Annotated in this window: 11 protein-coding genes; 5 read left to right on the top strand and 6 right to left on the bottom strand. The window is 62.9% G+C overall.

Annotated elements, in window-relative coordinates; translation table 11 throughout:
• The first annotated feature begins 143 nt into the window (after nt 1-143).
• Both AC04SH_RS29630 and AC04SH_RS29625 read left to right on the top strand, forming a co-directional pair.
• Nucleotides 144-1,430, top strand: a complete 1,287-nt coding sequence (locus AC04SH_RS29630) for an NAD(P)/FAD-dependent oxidoreductase (protein WP_488577667.1) — start codon at nt 144-146, stop codon at nt 1,428-1,430.
• 247 nt (nt 1,431-1,677) lie between these two features.
• Nucleotides 1,678-2,559 (top strand): SH3 domain-containing protein, encoded by an 882-nt coding sequence (locus tag AC04SH_RS29625; protein WP_477351361.1) that lies wholly within the window; start codon nt 1,678-1,680, stop codon nt 2,557-2,559.
• 12 nt (nt 2,560-2,571) lie between these two features.
• On the opposite strand, the gene AC04SH_RS29620 is transcribed toward AC04SH_RS29625, so the two are convergent.
• From AC04SH_RS29620 to AC04SH_RS29610, 3 genes are all read right to left on the bottom strand, one after another.
• Entirely contained in the window at nt 2,572-3,870 is a 1,299-nt protein-coding gene (locus AC04SH_RS29620; RefSeq protein WP_488577666.1) for a Mur ligase family protein, read from the bottom strand.
• Nucleotides 3,867-5,153 carry a Mur ligase family protein gene (locus AC04SH_RS29615; RefSeq protein WP_488577665.1) on the bottom strand — a complete coding sequence of 429 codons (1,287 nt, stop codon included), beginning with the start codon at nt 5,151-5,153 and terminating at the stop codon, nt 3,867-3,869. The genes AC04SH_RS29620 and AC04SH_RS29615 overlap by 4 nt, the downstream gene beginning before the upstream one ends.
• Before the next feature lie 88 nt (nt 5,154-5,241).
• On the bottom strand, nt 5,242-5,988 hold the full coding sequence (locus AC04SH_RS29610) for an SDR family oxidoreductase (RefSeq protein ID WP_488577670.1): 747 nt from the start codon (nt 5,986-5,988) through the stop codon (nt 5,242-5,244).
• 265 nt (nt 5,989-6,253) lie between these two features.
• On the opposite strand from AC04SH_RS29610, the gene zwf reads away from it, so the two are divergent.
• The 3 genes from zwf to edd all read left to right on the top strand — a co-directional run bounded on the left by zwf (nt 6,254) and on the right by edd (nt 10,309).
• Nucleotides 6,254-7,723: a glucose-6-phosphate dehydrogenase gene (zwf, locus tag AC04SH_RS29605; RefSeq protein WP_488577664.1), complete on the top strand. Its 1,470-nt coding sequence runs from the start codon at nt 6,254-6,256 to the stop codon at nt 7,721-7,723.
• Nucleotides 7,705-8,421, top strand: a complete 717-nt coding sequence (pgl, locus tag AC04SH_RS29600) for a 6-phosphogluconolactonase (protein ID WP_488577663.1) — start codon at nt 7,705-7,707, stop codon at nt 8,419-8,421. Before zwf ends, pgl begins: the two co-directional genes overlap by 19 nt.
• 64 nt (nt 8,422-8,485) lie before the next feature.
• A complete protein-coding gene (gene edd / locus AC04SH_RS29595; RefSeq protein WP_488577662.1) occupies nt 8,486-10,309 on the top strand; it encodes a phosphogluconate dehydratase in 1,824 nt (607 codons plus the stop codon).
• Between the two features lie 170 nt (nt 10,310-10,479).
• Here the strand turns inward: edd and AC04SH_RS29590 are convergent, their stop codons facing one another.
• From AC04SH_RS29590 to folD, 3 genes are all read right to left on the bottom strand, one after another.
• Complete coding sequence (locus AC04SH_RS29590; protein WP_488577661.1) at nt 10,480-12,144, bottom strand: vWA domain-containing protein; 1,665 nt, start codon at nt 12,142-12,144, stop codon at nt 10,480-10,482.
• 149 nt (nt 12,145-12,293) lie between these two features.
• Nucleotides 12,294-13,256: a GlxA family transcriptional regulator gene (locus AC04SH_RS29585; protein ID WP_477237510.1), complete on the bottom strand. Its 963-nt coding sequence runs from the start codon at nt 13,254-13,256 to the stop codon at nt 12,294-12,296.
• Nucleotides 13,257-13,309: 53 nt separating this feature from the next.
• Nucleotides 13,310-14,209, bottom strand: a complete 900-nt coding sequence (gene folD, locus AC04SH_RS29580) for a bifunctional methylenetetrahydrofolate dehydrogenase/methenyltetrahydrofolate cyclohydrolase FolD (protein ID WP_488577660.1) — start codon at nt 14,207-14,209, stop codon at nt 13,310-13,312.
• Nucleotides 14,210-14,315: the final 106 nt, after the last annotated feature.

Genomic DNA, 14,315 nt, shown 5'->3' with positions numbered 1-14,315 from the left:
GCCCTACTGCCCTACTGCCCTACTGCCCTACTGCCCTACTGCCCTACTGCCCTACTGCCCTACTGCCCTACTGCCCTACTGCCCTACTGCCCTACTGCCCTACTGCCCTACTGCCCTACTGCCCTACTGCCCTAGCGAGCATCATGCCTTACCAATCCCCCATTTCTCCCGGCCGCTCCTGGTATGAGGATACCGCTGGGCCACGGCCCGAGTACCCTTCGCTAGACGGTGATCGCCAATGCGACGTCGTCATCATCGGCGGTGGGTTTACCGGCCTGTCCGCAGCAGCACATCTGGCCAAAGCCGGGACCGATGTCGTCTTGATCGAGGCGTATCGCTTCGGCGATGGCGCGTCCGGGCGCAATGGCGGCCAGCTCGGCACCGGCCAGCGCGCCTGGGCCGAGGAGATGGAGGCCGAATACGGCTTCTCCCGCGCCAAGGCGCTGTTCGATCTTGCCGAGGAAGCCAAGGCGCACCTGCTCGAATTCGCTGCCGTCAACCAGATCGACATCGACTATATGCCCGGCCAGTTGTCGGTGGCGCACAAGCAGCGCTATGTCGACGACTACAAGGCGCATGCCGAGATCATGGCGGGCCGCTTCAACTATCCGCACATCGCCTTCATGGATGCCAGGGAAACGGCCGAACGACTGGGCTCCACACGCTACTTCGGCGGCACCCGCGACACCGGCACCGGACACATCCACCCGATGAAACTGGTGATCGGCACGGCAAAGGTGGCGGCTGCGGCCGGCGCCCACTTGTTCGAGCAGACGCCGTCGACCGGCATAACGTCCAGCGGCGGCAAGGTCAGGGTCACGACGCCGAGAGGCACCATCACCGCGCAGAAATGCCTGATCGGCGTCAACGCCTATGGCGGCACCCTCGAGCCGGTGAGTGCCGCGCACATCATGCCGATCGGGTCGTTCATCGGTGCCACCGTGCCGCTCGGAGCGGACTCGAAAGTCCTGCCGGGCGGCGAGGCGGTCGACGATTCGCGTTTCGTCGTGCGCTATTTCCGCAAATCCAGGGATGGAAGGCTGCTGTTCGGCGGGCGCGAGGTCTACGGCGTCAACGATCCGAAGGATATCCATATCCATATCCGCCGGCAGATCGCGGAACTCTATCCGGACCTCCGGGATGTCGAGATCACCCATGGCTGGGGGGGCTATGTCGGCATCACCGTGCCGAGAAAGCCGTTCGTGCGCGAGGTGATGCCCAATGTGATCTCGGCCGGCGGCTATTCCGGCCATGGCGTCATGCTGTCGAACTTCTTCGGCAAACTCTATGCCGAGACCGTCGCCGGCAACCGCGACCGGCTGAAGCTGATCGAGGACCTGAAAATCCCGGCCTTCCCCGGCGGCCGAAGCTTTCGCACGCCGCTGCTGTTCCTGGCGCTCAACTGGTTTGCGCTGCGCGATCGAATCTAGAGCAACAAGCGATTCCGTCTGTAATATTCGTTGCTTGAGCGACACATTGCAGAATCCTTAACAAGGGTGCAGAATCCGCGGTTGGGGCGCACTGATGCCACAATCGCGGGTAAAAGGTGCCGGTTCTGGGTGATTGAACGGGGACTTTTGCGGGCCTGCCCGCTTGTTTTTGGGACCGATGCCGATCGAATGCCGGCCTTCCGGCGCTGATCGAAAGAACATCGGCCGCATGTTGGAGGTGGCAAACGTGAACGAGCCCTTCAGTTTCGGTGCGCCGGAACGACGGCGCTTTGCCATGCAGTTCGGTTACGACATGCGGCCCTCCTTCTGGCAGGGGGTGCGCACGAATTCGCATTTGGTGATCGCCGCGGTCGGCACCGCAGCGCTGCTTGGCGTGGCGGGTATCGCGCTTTGGCTGGCGTTGCCGGCCAACGACCGGCAGGCGAGCGCCAGCACACAGCCTCTTTCGCAGCAGAGCGTTCCAACCATCCCGGTCAAGACAACCAAGATCGCCCCGGTCACCCCTGCGGCCACAGTTGCCGCGGTAGCGGCGCCGCAGGCCGCACGTAAGGGCGATGCGGTTTCGCCGACGGTGGCTGCTGGGGCGACCGCGATACCGGCGCTGGCGGCCAACGATCCGCGCTGGACTGCGCCGCAATCGAACAGCGACGCTGAAGCCACCCCCTCCGATCAGGCCGCGACTGAGCAGACAGCCGCCAAACCGGCCGACGCGGCAGCTTACGAGGAGCCGTCGGCACAGAGTGATGCCACGACGCAGCTGTCCAAGGTTGCTGCACCAGACGCCGCTGCGAAGGACGGTCACACCGACGGCGCGGAAACCGCCGCTATCCCGACACCGAAACCGCAACTGCCGGATGCGCAATCTTCCGCGGCAGCGGATGATGCCCAGGCCAAGGCCCAGCCACAGAAGGTGGCAGCTGCCGATGCCACCGGACGCATACTCAGGACAGTGACAATGCGCACCGGTCCGAAGAAGAATGCCGCCGCCATGGGAACCGTGCCCGCCAAGTCATCGGTGCAGGTGGTGAGCTGCAAGAAATGGTGCCAGATCGTCTACAACGGCAAGCGCGGCTGGATTTACAAGAGCTACATCAAGACCGGGGCGTGAGCCTTCTCGTGTTCATCGGCCGATAAGCCGCAGGAAGCGCCGCCGCCGTCTCGCATGCTTCGCTTGCCTGAGATGATCGCGGTGTTGCTCAAACGGCACCTCGAACAGACCGCATGTTTCACAGCCTTCGCGTTTGCCGCATATCGGGATCCAGCATTTGACGTCATGCTTCCAGGCGAGCGCAATTCGTTCGAGATGAAGATTGGATGAGCTTTTCACCAGAATCAGTTCGCCGGCCACGGCTGTCTGCTTGATGTAGTCGGAAACCTCTTTGGGTGTGCGCATTTCGACAAACCGGTCAGTGTCGCGATCGGCCTGCGGGGCACCCGAGCGATGTGCATTGTCACCGACATAGATGACCTGGTCGGCGACCTCGCGTGCTGTTTTGTAGGCGTAGCGATATTTTCGGGTCGAGCCGGCATAGTCAGAAATCTGGCCAAGAATGACGCGTTTTCGGCCGGCAGTGGCCTTGGCCATCATGTCGAGGGCAAGGTGAACCGAATGCCAAGGCGACTTGGCGGCATCGACCAGGAATTGCGGGCCGCCATCGGTGACGAGCACCTCGCATCGATTGACCAGCGGCTGGAATGTCGCGACCATCGCCGCCACCTTTTCCGCGGGCACGCCGAGTTCGAGCGCGGCGGCAACGGCAGCTGCCGCCGGCAACCAGAAATGTTCGGCCGGGAATCGCGTTTGGAGTTCCAGCATGCCACCCCGCCAATGGATCGTGAGCGTCAGCCGGTTGGGATAGGCGGCATGGACATCGCTTACCCGATAGTCCGCCCCGGCTGATTGGCCGAAGGTGACGAAACGGCGCCCGGAGGCCATGCCGACGACGTGTGGGTCATCGGCGTTGAGGACCGCAAGGCCGCTCGGCTGCAAGGCATCGACCAAGGCGCGTTTTTCCTGGGCGACGCTCTCCAAGGTTCTGAACGATTTTACATGTTCGAGGCGCACCATGGTGACGATGGCGACATGCGGCTGCAGCATTTCGGCCATTGGCCTGATCGAATCAGGGCCGAAAGTGCCGAGCTCGAAAACGACGTATTCCACCTCGCCTGCCGTCTGCAGACGCCTGGACAGCGTGTTTACCATCGACTCCATCGTGTTAGCGAGAGAGCGCGCGTAGACTGTGCCATGACTAGCGAGAATATGTCCGAGCAAACTTGTCGTCGTCGACTTGCCGGAACTGCCGGTAACGCCAATGAAAATTGCCTTGTTTTTCGCACGCTCCCGCACGGCTTGAGTGCGCCGAGATCGACGTCTAAGGTCGTCTCGAATTTTCCGCAGCCTGATCCATAGAGGATTCATCGCTTGAAGAGCCGCTTGAAACGCCGATGACGACGCTCCAGTTTGCGTTGCCTCACAAAGGCCCGATGTTGTTCAAAGGGCACTTCATAGAGGCCACACTGCTGGCATCCCTCGGTTTTACCGCATACCGGAACCCAGCATTTCACATCATGGGCCCAGGCAAGCGGGATGCGTTCCAAGTGAAGATTGGAAGAACTCTTCAGCAGGATCAACTCGCCAGGCTCTGCCGTTTTCCTGATGTAATCCGAGACCTCTTTCGGCGTGCGCAGTTCAATAAAGCGGTCGTTGTCGAGGTCGGCTTGGCTGGCCTTCGAGCGATGCGCATGCTCGCCAACATAGATCACCTGGTTCGCGATCTCGCGCGCGCTTTTATAAGCGCGCGCATATTTTGTGTTTGAATCGCTAAAGTCCGACAGCTGGCCAAGCACGATCCGCTTTTTGCCAAGGGTTGATTTCGCCACCATATCCAAAGCAAGGGGCAGCGAATGCCAAGGCGCCTTGACAGAGTCGACAATGAAGTGCGGCCCACCCTCAGGGATGATCACCTCGCACCGGTTTTCCCGCGGCTGAAACGTCTCGATCCTGTCCTTGACGGTTTGCGGAGGTACCCCAAGTTCAAGGGCCGTAGCTGCAGCGGCGGCCGCCGGCAGCCAGAAATGCTCCCCTGGGAATGGGGTTTTAAGGTCGAGCACACCGCCGCGCCAGTGCAATCTGAAGCCAAGCATGCGGGGATACGCGGCACTGATCTCGGCAACGCGATAGTCAGCAGCTTCCGACTCTCCGAATGTGACGAAGCGCTGCGCCTGGCCGGATGCCATGGCCAGCACATTGGGATCATCGGCATTGAGCACGGCAAGACCGCCCGGTTCCAGCATATCGACGAGCGCGCGTTTTTCATGAGCGACATTCTCGAGGGTTCTGAAACTGGAGACATGTTCAAGCCGGACCATGGTGACGACAGCTACATGCGGCCGCAACATCTGTGCCAACGGCTTGACGGAATTAACCCCTGACGCTGACACCTCAACCACGACGTAGTTTACGCCACCGATCCGGCGCGAAAGCATCCTCGCCAGCATCTCCAGCGAATGGAAAAGGAGTTCAACATGGACAGAGCCGTGGCTGGCCAATATGTGCCCCAGCAGCGCCGTTACGGTCGATTTTCCCGAGCTGCCGGTTATACCGATGAACGTCGCGTGGCTTTTTGAGCGCGCGCGCCTTGCCCTATAAGCCCGGAGGCGTTGCCCAAGGCTTTTGCGAATTTTCCGCAGTTTCGCATTCATGGCGCCGCCAGATTCCCCAAGCACCGCTGCTTTATGCCTTCACCCCAATGACCAAGTCAAACTGCGGCAATGCAAAGCGCAGGCCAACTCAGATGCAGCGGCCGCCATCGACCTCCAGCGCCACGCCGGTGATGAAGGCGGCTTCGTCGGATGCGAGCCACAGCGCGGCGTTGGCGATATCGAGCGGCGTCGACAGCCGGCCGAGCGGGATCGAGGCGCGGAACTTCTCGCGGATTTCGGGCGTATCGGCGCCCATGAATTTCTCCAGCATGGCGGTTTCGCCGGCGACAGGGCAGAGACAGTTGACGCGGATGTTCTTGGGCGCTAGCTCGACCGCCATCGACTTGGTCGCGGTGATCGCCCAGCCTTTCGAGGCATTGTACCAGGTGAGGCCCGGCCGCGGCCGCAGACCCGCGGTCGAAGCCGTGGTCAGGATGACGCCGCCGCCCTGGCGGTCCATGATCGGCACCACGGCAAGTGCGGCATGGTAGATCGCCTTCATGTTGACTGATGTGATCAGGTCGAAGGTCGCCTCGTCGACATCGAGCATGTCGCCATTGCGATGGGTATATCCGGCATTGTTGACCATGATGTCGATGCGGCCGAAGGCGCTTTTTGCGGCATAGACCATCTCGTCGAATTCGGAACGCTGCGAAACATCGGTCTGGGTCCAGATGGCGGCCTCGCCGATCTCGGCGGCGACACGCTCCGCGCCCTTGGCGTTGAGGTCGGCGACGACGACCTTGGCGCCCTCTTCGGCAAAGCGCCTGGCCATGCCTTCGCCGAAGCCCGCCGCAGCACCGGTTATGACGGCGACCTTGTTTTCCAGACGCATGCTTTTCCCGCTCATTGAAGATCACCCTGCAAGTGAATTTTGCCCTTAGCTTTCGTCACATTCCCGCTCTATGTTGCAGGCGCGAAAGCTCCCCGGGACCCTCTGATAACGACAAGCCTCCGGGTGGCAGCCAGTGTCAAGGCACATTTGGACCGAATCAATATGGAGTGATTGGTCCTTGATGTGACACCATGGCACTGGATAATTTAAATCGATTAGATTATATCAGCCGCGTCACAGCGAGCGGTGTCAAAGCGGACAGACCATGACCAGCCAGATCATCCCCGTCGATCCTTTCGACTTCATCATCTTCGGCGGCACGGGCGACCTGTCGGAACGCAAGCTCCTGCCGTCGCTCTACCATCGCCAGCGCGACCATCAGTTTTCCGAGCCGACCCGCATCATCGGCACGTCGCGCTCGAAGATGAGCGACGAGGAATTCCAGGCCTTCGCCAGCCAAGCGATTTCCGATCACGTCAAGCGGGCCGATATCGACGCCAAGGAGCTGAAGACATTCCTGGCGCGGCTGTGCTACGTGTCGGCCGACGCGACGACGGGCGCCGGCTTCGACAAGCTGAAAAAGGCGATCGGCGACAGCGACCGCATCCGCGCCTTCTACCTGGCGGTGGCGCCGGCGCTGTTCGGCGACATCTCGCACCAGCTGAAAGCGCACAATCTGATCACGCCGAATTCGCGCATCGTGCTGGAAAAGCCGATCGGCCGCGACCTCAATTCGGCGCGCAAGCTCAACGACCTGGTCGGCGACGACTTCCACGAAAGCCAGATCTTCCGCATCGACCACTATCTCGGCAAGGAGACGGTGCAGAACCTGATGGCGTTGCGCTTTGCCAATGCGCTTTACGAGCCGCTGTGGAACTCGGCGCATGTCGACCATGTGCAGATCACGGTCGCCGAGACCGTCGGCCTGGAAGACCGCGTCACCTATTACGACAAGGCCGGCGCGCTGCGCGACATGGTGCAGAACCATATGCTGCAACTGCTTTGCCTGGTTGCCATGGAGGCGCCGTCGTCGATGGATGCGGACGCCGTGCGCGACGAGAAACTGAAGGTGCTGCGCGCGCTGAAGCGGATCAACGGCAACGAAGCGCCCAAGCACACCGTGCGCGGCCAGTATCGTGCCGGCGCCTCGGCCGGTGGCGCCGTCAAAGGCTATGTCGACGAGCTGGGCAAGGACAGTAACACAGAGACCTTCGTCGCCATCAAGGCCGAGATCGGCAACTGGCGCTGGGCCGGCGTGCCGTTTTATCTCCGAACCGGCAAGCGCCTGGCGACCCGGGTCTCTGAAATCGTCATCGAGTTCAAGCCAATCCCGCATTCGATCTTCGGCGACAGCGCCGGACCGATCTTCGCCAACCAGCTGGTCATCCGGCTGCAGCCCGACGAGGGCGTCAAGCAGTTCATCATGATCAAGGATCCGGGTCCGGGCGGCATGCGGCTGCGCCAGATCCCGCTCGACATGAGCTTCGCGCAATCCTTCGATGGTCGTGCGCCGGACGCTTATGAACGGCTGATCATGGATGTGGTACGCGGCAACCAGACGCTGTTCATGCGCCGCGACGAAGTCGAGGCGGCATGGAAGTGGATCGATCCGATCCAGAACGCCTGGGAAAGCGCCAGGCAGGAAGCGCAAGGCTATACGGCCGGCACATGGGGCCCTTCGGCCTCGATTGCGCTGATCGAACGCGACGGGCGGACATGGCACGAGAGCAATTGACCGAGCCGGCCTACAGCTGGAACGGCTTTGCCGGGCGCCAGGACCTGGCGGCAGCCCTTGCCGGCAATGTCGCGGCGCGGCTGACCAAGGCCATCGACGAGCGCGGCACGGCTCTCCTTGCCGTTTCAGGCGGCACCACGCCGGCGAAATTCTTTGCAGCGCTTTCGACCATTCCGATCGCCTGGAACAAGGTGACGGTCACGCTGGTCGACGAACGGTTCGTGCCGGCGTCCTCGCCGCGCTCGAATGCCGGGCTGGTTGCCGCCAATCTGCTCCAGAACGCGGCCGCCGCCGCACACTTCGTGCCAATGTATCACGAGGCCGCAAGCATCGAGACTGCCGCAGCGTCCGACGACACTGCACTCAAGGCACTGTCCTGGCCGCTCGACGTCGTCGTGCTCGGCATGGGCGGCGACGGCCACACCGCGTCGTTCTTTCCCGATGCAGATAACCTCAGCGACTTGCTCGATCCTGCTTCGCGCAGGATCGTGCTGCCGGTGCATGCACCGAGCGGCGGCGAGCCGCGGCTGACCCTATCGATGGCGCGCATCATCGCCGCCGGCTTCATCGCGCTGCATATCGAAGGCGAGGACAAGCGCACCGCCTTCGAGAATGCGATGGGACCGGGTGCGAAGAAGCCCATTCGCAAAGTGCTCGAAGCAGCCCCGATACCAGTAGAGGTGTTCTGGGCACCCTGATTTTCACGAAAGCAGTCCCGGCAAACAGTGGGAGGACGTTCTCCGGGGCTCGAAAGGACCGACCATGACAGCCAGACGCGACATTGAAGCCATCACGGAACGCATCCGCCAGCGCTCGAAAGCCGGCCGCGAGCGCTATCTCGGCCGCATCGCCGAGGCCTCGAACCGCACCGCCAACCGATCGGTGCTGTCCTGCGGCAACCTCGCGCATGGCTTTGCCGTCTGCAGCCCGTCTGAAAAGCTGGCGCTCGGCGCCGACAAGGTGCCGAACCTGGGCATCATCACTTCCTACAACGATATGCTGTCGGCGCATCAGCCGTTCGAGACGTTTCCGGCGCTGATCAAGGATGCCGCGCGGGAAGTTGGTGGCATCGCGCAGGTGGCCGGCGGCGTGCCGGCCATGTGCGATGGCGTAACCCAGGGACAGCCCGGCATGGAGCTGTCGCTGTTTTCACGCGACATCATCGCTATGGCCGCCGCGATCGGCCTGTCGCACAACATGTTCGACGCCGCCGTCTATCTCGGTGTCTGCGACAAGATCGTGCCGGGGCTGGTGATCGCGGCCCTCACCTTCGGCCATCTGCCGGCGGTGTTCGTGCCGGCTGGACCGATGACGACGGGCCTGCCCAATGACGAGAAAGCCAAGGTTCGCCAGCTCTATGCCGAAGGCAAAGCCGGTCGCGCCGAACTGCTTGAGGCCGAGTCCAAATCCTACCATGGGCCGGGCACCTGCACCTTCTACGGCACCGCCAATTCCAACCAGATGCTGATGGAGATCATGGGCCTGCATACGCCCGGCGCCTCCTTCGTCAATCCGGGCACGCCGCTGCGCGACGCGCTGACGCGTGAGGCGACGAAGCGGGCGCTGGCGATCACCGCGCTGGGCAACGCCTACACGCCGGTCGGCCGCATGATCGACGAACGCTCTTTCGTCAACGGCGTGGTCGGCCTGCACGCCACCGGCGGCTCGACCAACCACACCATCCATCTCATCGCCATGGCCGCGGCGGCCGGCATCACGCTGACCTGGCAGGACATTTCCGACCTGTCGGAAGCGGTGCCGCTTCTGGCCCGCGTCTATCCGAACGGGCTTGCCGACGTGAACCATTTCCATGCCGCCGGTGGGCTTGGCTTCCTGATCCGCGAACTGCTCGACGAAGGCGTCCTGCATGAGGATGTCCAGACAGTGTGGGGCGAAGGCCTCCGGCCCTATGCGGTCGAGGCCAGGCTCGGCGAAGACGGCAGCGTGGTGCGCGAAGCCTCGCCGCTGCAGAGCGGCGACGAGAAAGTGCTGGCGCCTTTCAAAAAGGCCTTCCAGCCGACCGGCGGCCTGAAGGTGCTGGCCGGCAACCTCGGCCATGCGGTCATCAAGACCTCCGCCGTGAAGCCGGAACGCCGCGTCATCGAGGCGCCGGCCAAGGTGTTCGACAGCCAGCAAGGCCTCAACGAAGCCTTCAAGGCCGGCACGCTCACAGGCGACTTCATCGCCGTCATCCGCTTCCAGGGGCCGAAGGCCAACGGCATGCCGGAACTGCACAAGCTGACCACTGTGCTTGGCATCCTGCAGGATCGCGGCCAGCGCGTCGCGCTGGTCACCGACGGGCGCATGTCGGGTGCTTCCGGCAAGGTGCCGGCGGCGATCCATGTGACGCCGGAAGCGGTCGAGGAAGGGCCTATCGCCCGGATCCATGACGGCGACATCATCCGGCTCGACGCCGACGCCGGCACGCTGGAAGTGCTGGTGCCGGGCCCCGAGCTCGCACTACGCCGCACGGCCGACATCGATCTCATCGGCAACGAGTTCGGCTTCGGCCGCGAGCTGTTCGCCGGTTTCCGCCAGCTGGTCGGCCGCGCCGATCATGGCGCCAGCGCTTTCGGCACGGCCTGAACCATCATTTCCTGCGATATAAAAAGGGCGGCTCAAGGCCGCCCTTTTTCGTTTGGGATGAAACGCCAGAGCGTTTCACCGTTTCACGGAAACGGCGAACCGCTCTATCTCTTTGTTTTTGCGCAATTCCGGACGGAAAACCGCTCACACTTTTCCTGGAATTGCTCTAACTACGGCTGGACCGTAATCTCGGTGCGTTCGCCGGCCTTGACGGTCACCGGCATTTCCTTGTCCTGGCCTTCACCGGACATGTGGCGGACGACAGCATAGTCGCCGGCCGGAATGGTCTGCTGCCAGGTGTCGCCATAGCTCAGGCCAAGCGCCTTGCGGTTGCCCTGGATGTCCTTCTTCGGCGACAGCACCTCGATCGAATAGGCGCCCGGCGCCGACATGGCCAGCACGCCGGCATCGAGCGTCACCTTAACGTCTTGGTCGTCGCCGACCTTGACGCTGAACGGCTGCTCGACGGTCGCGAGGTCGAGCGCGGTGACCGCGACATAGTCGTCCGGCGGCAGCCAGAACTTGCTGTCAGGGCCATAGGAATGAGCGACGTCTTCACGAGAGCCGTCGATCTTTTTCTTGGCCTTGACGATCTGGATGCTGATGCCCGACGAGTCGGCCTTGTCGCCGCCCGGGGTGTAATAGGCGTTGACGACGGCATGGCCGACGCCGACGACGATGTCCTTTTCGACCGTCTGGCCGGCGGCGAGTTGGATGGTCTCGGTCACCGAGCCGCTGCCGATCGCAACCGTCACCTTCTGCTCACCCGCCGGCACGATGATCTTGGTATCGCCATAGTGAGTGGTGCTGCCGCCCGGGAAGGCGAAGTCGACATGGGCTTCGTCGCTGATATCGGCCCCTTGGTAGGCCTTCGGATGGATGAGCATGGTGCCGGCGTTCAAGGTGAAGAGCGGCTTGTAGACCTGCCCGGCCTCGATCTTGACCTTCTGTTCGACCTGGGCCTCATCGGCGCGCGCGACGACGATATAGTCGCCCGGCTCGAGATTGGCCTCGTAGCTGTTGTACTGGGTGGTGACGGACTCGCCGCGTGTGCCATCGGACTTGGCCTTGTAGACCTCCCAGGCATTGCCATCGGTGATCGGATCGCCGCCTTCGGCCATGACCACGCTCGGTATGAAATTGAATTCGGGCTTGGCCGGTTCGGGCGCCGGTGCCGGAGCAGGCGCCGGCGCAGGTTCAGGCGCTGGTGCTGGGGCGGCGACGGTTTCGACCAGCGCTTCCTGCAGCGCTTTCTCGTCCGAGGCCTGGATGTATTTGCCGCCTGTGTTGTCGGCGAGACAAGCGATCTGCTTGCCTTCGTCGGCGGTCAGGCCGAAGCCGACGACATCGGCGGTGAAGTCGACGCCCGACGCTTCCAGCTCCTTGCCAAGCGCGCACGGGTCACCTTCGCAGGTTTCAAGCCCGTCGGTGATGAGAACGACGGTCGCCTTGTCCTCGGTGTATTTCAAGGCTTCAGCCGCCTGCTTGACGGCAGCGGTCAGCGGCGTCTTGCCCAAAAATTTCAGGCTGTCGGCGGCGGCCGAAATGGCACTGGCCGAGCCCGCCTGCGGCGGCACGATCAGCTCGATGTCCTCGCAGCTGCCCTTCTCGCGATGGCCATAGGCCATGAAGCCGATCTCGTCGTCGGCCGGAACCGACTGCAGAACGGTCCTGAGCGATTCGCGCGCGATTTCGAGCTTCGGCTTGCCGTCGATCTGGGCCCACATCGAGCCTGAAGCGTCAAGGATGATGATGACCTTGTTTGCGGCAAAGCCGAGCGACGTCATCGACAAAAGGAGCAGCGCCGCAGCGACGCTCCGCAAAAGTCCCGCCATTGGAATCTCCTTGAGGCCGCCCTCTGGTCCGCGCCGGAAGCTATTTGACGGCGCGTTCGGACACAAGCCTAGAGCGAGTCACGAACGGTTGCAGTGTAACAGGATCGGCCCGGGCCAACGACCTATTCCGGGGCTGGCCCAGCACCGCATCAATAGGTGGTGCGCCGCTCCTCGGAAGGCGGACGGCCGAACTGCAGCCGGTAGCTCTGCGCGAAATACGAGTGCGAGGTGAAGCCGGTGGCGATCGCCACATCGAGGATCGGCATGTTGGTCTGGCGCAGCAATTCGCGCGCCCGCTCGAGCCTGAGCCGCATGTAATAGCGGCCGGGGGTGACGCTCAGATGGCGCAGGAACAGGCGCTCGACCTGGCGCACCGACAGGCCCGCCGACTTGGCAAGCTGCACCGCCGACAGCGGCTCGTCGAGATGGTCGGCCATCAGTTCGACGATGCGCCTCAGCTTCTCCGACTTGCCGGTGAGATCACGTTCCGGCCCGACGCGCTGGCGGTCTCCGGCGGAGCGGATGCGCTCATGCTGGAACTGGTTGGCGACGCCATTGGCGAGGTTCGAGCCGAAATCGCCACGCACGATCTCCAGCATCAGGTCGATCGAGGTGGTGCCGCCGGCGCAGGTGTAGCGCTTGCGGTCGATCTCGAAGACGTTGCCAGTGCAATTGATGTCGGGAAAGCGCTCGACGAAGCCGGCGCGGTTTTCCCAATGGATGGTGCAGCGATAGCCTTCGAGCTGGCCGGCTTCGGCAAGCAGATAGGAACCGACAGACAGCGCGCCGAGCGCGTTGCCGCGCCGACCCCAGCTGCGCAGCGCGGCCAGCACCTTGCTCTTGCCGGGGAATTCGGTGGTCAGCCCGACCGAGACGAACAGGATGTCGACCGGCGGCAGGTCGGCCACGGCATAGTCGATCTTGAGTGGCAGGCCGTTGGAGGCCATGACCGGATCACCGTCGGCCGAAACCGTCGTCCAGCCATAGAAATCGCGGCCGAGCAGGCGGTTGGCCGAGCGGAAAGTGTCGATTGCCGCGGCCAGCGAAAACATCGAAAACTTGTCGACCAGCAGGAACGCGAATTGCCGGCCGCCTTGAACGGGATCATCCATGACCGGCCGTTCAGAGGGAACAATGGGGTTCGGCAAAGAAGCTGCTTTCCGGGTCAGAAGGAGGGCCGCTTCAAGCCGGCCGCAAGGTAGGCTGAGGCTAACGTATTGGCCATCAGCATGGCAATGGTCATCGGTCCGACACCGCCGGGCACCGGAGTGATGGCGCCGGCCGCCTTCGCCGCCTCGGCATAGGCGACGTCGCCGACGAGGCGGGTCTTGCCTTCGCCCTTCTCGGGCGCCGGAACGCGGTTGATCCCGACATCGATCACGGTGGCGCCCGGCTTGACCCAGTCGCCCTTGACCATTTCAGGCCGGCCGACGGCAGCCACCAGAATGTCGGCGGTGCGGGCCAGCGCCGGCAAGTCCCTGGTGCGGCTGTGGGCGATGGTGACGGTGCAATTGGCGGCAAGCAGCAGATTGGCCATCGGCTTGCCGACGATGTTGGAGCGGCCAACGACCACCGCATTGAGGCCGGAAAGATCCTTGCCGCGCACGCGTTCGATCAGAAGCATGGAGCCTGCCGGCGTGCAAGGCACGAAGGCGGTCTCGAGTTCGCCGGTGCCGAGTTTGCCGACATTGATGAAGTGGAAGCCGTCGACATCCTTTTGCGGCGCGATGGCCTGGATGATCTTGCCGGCATCGATATGGGCAGGAAGCGGCAGCTGCACCAGGATGCCGTTGACGGCCGGATCGGCATTGAGCTCGCCGATGATCTTGAGCAGCGCCGCTTCGGACGTGTCCGCCGGCAGTGTGTGCTGCAGCGAATGAAAGCCGCATTCCTTGGCGGTGCGCGACTTGGAGGCGACATAGACCTGGCTTGCCGGATCCTCGCCGACGATGACCACCGCCAGGCCGGGCTTGGCCTTACCCTTGGCGATCAGGTCCGCGGTCAAGGTCTTGACCTTCTGAACCACGTCTCCGGCGACGATCTTTCCGTCAATCACTTCGGCCATGAACCATCCTCGACATCATTCCAGCCAAGGCGCAAAGCGCACCTTGAGCATTGTTTCGTGCATGTCGTTGTTCCAAACGTTCCGCCCGTTCGGGTCAAGCCCGACG

It is taken from the genome of Mesorhizobium sp. CNPSo 4688 (genome assembly GCF_057784295.1).
The sequence above is the reverse complement of the archived record's forward strand: the minus strand, read 5'-3'. Positions and strand labels throughout refer to the sequence as shown.